Raw genomic sequence first — 2534 nt, forward strand, 5'->3', positions numbered from 1 at the left:
GTGCGCTGGAGGACTGTCTTGGAACTGATCTTGGTTGCGTCGCGGCGTGCCCGCGGCTTGGTGGTGTCGTGCCTGGGTGCGCTGGCGTTGGCTGGCCTGTCGCCGGGTGCATCGGCTCAGCTGGTGGTCGGCAATGGCGGCCAGCCGGGCTATCAGCATTCGATCGCCGTGCCGCCGGGCGTGGCCGGCATGACGCCGAGCATCAGCCTGGCCTATGGCGGCGAAGGCAGCGGGCCGCTCGGGCACGGGTGGTCTCTGCAAGGCATCTCGGCCATCGCGCGCTGCGCCGACAACCTGTCCACCGACGGGCGTGTGCGAGGCGTCGACAACAGCGCGGCCGACAAGCTGTGCCTGGATGGCCAGCGCCTGATCCAGACCGATGCGGCGGGCGTTCCGCTGCCGTTCCCGCAGACCAACGACAGCGCCGGCGGCAGCGGCCTGCTGCGCGAGTACCGCACCGAGAAGGACACGTATGCGCGCATTCGCGCCTACGGCACAGGGGCTGGTTCACCGACGTACTTCAAGGTGTGGACCAAGGACGGCCGCATCCACGAATACGGCACCGACCCCGACGCCAACGCGACGGCCGATGCCGCCGTGACCGCGCAGGCCAGCGGCGTCATCACCACCTGGCTGATCAGTCGCAGCAGCGACCTGAAGGGCAACTACATCGACTTCCAGTACCAGCAACGCGGCGTTGCCTGGGGCAGCGCGACCCAGGGCAGCGTCATCCCGGGCCACGACTGGAGCTTGCGCGAGATCCGCTACACCGGCAGCGCCACCCAGGCGCCGGCCCACAAGATCGTCTTCAGCTACGTCGACCTGCCGGCGACTGCTCCCGCGGGCAAGTCGCACGACCGCCGCGAGGCCTGGGTGGCCGGCAGCAAGCAGCTCAACCTCCAGCAGCTCGTGCAGGTGCAGACCTTCTCGAATGTCGATGTCTCGCCGCTCAAGATCAAGACGGTGCGGCTTGCCTACGACAACGGCCCGGTGACCAACCGCAGCCGGCTCGTGCGCATCACCGAATGCCTGGGCGTGGCCGAGTCGCCGTGCCTGCCGCCGACCACCTTCGACTACGCGCCCGGCGGCGGCGAGGCCTACCAGCGCAACGCGGCATTCGCCGCCAGCGCGATGGCGACGCTGACGATGCAGAGCACGGTGATCGGGCTGGGCGCGAAGCGCTATTCGAACGCCGGCGTCATCACCGCCGACTTCGACGGCGACGGCAAGACCGACATCATCCGCTGGTCGGACAACCCGGCGCTGAACCAGCTCTACCTCAGCAACGGCGACGGCACGTTCCGGCAGGCCGGCAACTTCAACCTGATCGGCGCGGACCAGTGGCTCTTCCACAGCAACGGCTGCTTCAGCACGCGGGTGGCCGATTTCAATGGCGACGGGCTGCCGGACCTGCTGCGGTTCCGCGACCGCTACGAGACCACGTCGGTGAACACCACCACGGCGTGCGCGGGCAGCGGCAGCGAGCTGTACCTCAACAACGGCGACGGCACGTTCCAGCGCAAGGCCATCACCGGCGTGACGCTGCTGGAGCATGCCAGCCAGGACAGCTACATCACGAGCCATGGCGAGATCCAGGACGGCTTCGGCTGGACCTCCGGCTACACCTTCTACCTGCTGGACATCGACAACGACGGCCTGATGGATATCGTCACGGCCTACTTGCCGAACCAGGGCGTGACGCTTGCACCCTCCAACGACCCGTGCGTGGCCGAGGTGTGCACGCAGGTGTTCAAGGGCGACGGGCAGGGCGGCTTCGTCGAGCAGCCCACCAACGTGACCCACCAGAACCTCTACGCGCGACCGCAGGGGCCGTATGCGCTGGGGCAGCCTTCCAACGTGATCGACCTGGACAGCGACGGCAACCTCGACCTCGCACGCGCCGGGCTGCTGGGCACGGGGGCGAATCTGCAGCCGCCGGCGACCGCCTGGCGCTCGCTCGGTGACTTCTCGTTCGTGCCGATGACCGGGAGCGGTCTCGGCAGCGGTGTCGGCAGCGGCTGCCAATCACCGCTGGACTTCAACGGCGATGGCCGCGTGGACTGTCTGGCCAGCGTCTCCGACGGCGGTGGCCACCTGCTGCGAGAGAGCAACTACAACCTGGGTTCCGAATCGCTGGTCACGACCTCGTCGCAGCTCGGCTACACCACGCACACGGCCGACATCGTCTTCGCGGACGTCAACCGCGATGGCCGCGACGACATCATCCGCTGGGCCGACGATCCCACGCAGAACAAGATCTACCTGAGCAACGGCGACGGCACCTACCGCCAGTCGACCGGCTTCAACCTCAAGACGGCCAACGACCTGCTGCAGCGCAGCGACAGCGCGRCCGCCTTCGTCACCGGGAACTTCACCGGCCGGGGCGACGTGGAGATCCTGCGGATGCTGGGATCGCCGACGCCGGGCGACGGCACCAGCAACCAGCTGTACGTCCGCCAGGGTTCCACGCTGCCGCCGGACCTGCTGGTGGGTGTGACCTCGCCCCGCAACCTGCGAACCACGCTGACCTGGGT

General features: G+C 68.3%; 1 protein-coding gene. It reads left to right on the plus strand.

Features of this window, described 5'->3' with window-relative positions:
• Positions 1-18 precede the first annotated feature (18 nt).
• Positions 19-2534 (plus strand): FG-GAP-like repeat-containing protein (locus AC1D12_RS30790; RefSeq protein WP_477845013.1); only part of this gene is annotated, 2516 nt, incomplete at its 3' end.

It is taken from the genome of Rhizobacter sp. P1_G5 (genome assembly GCF_056405435.1).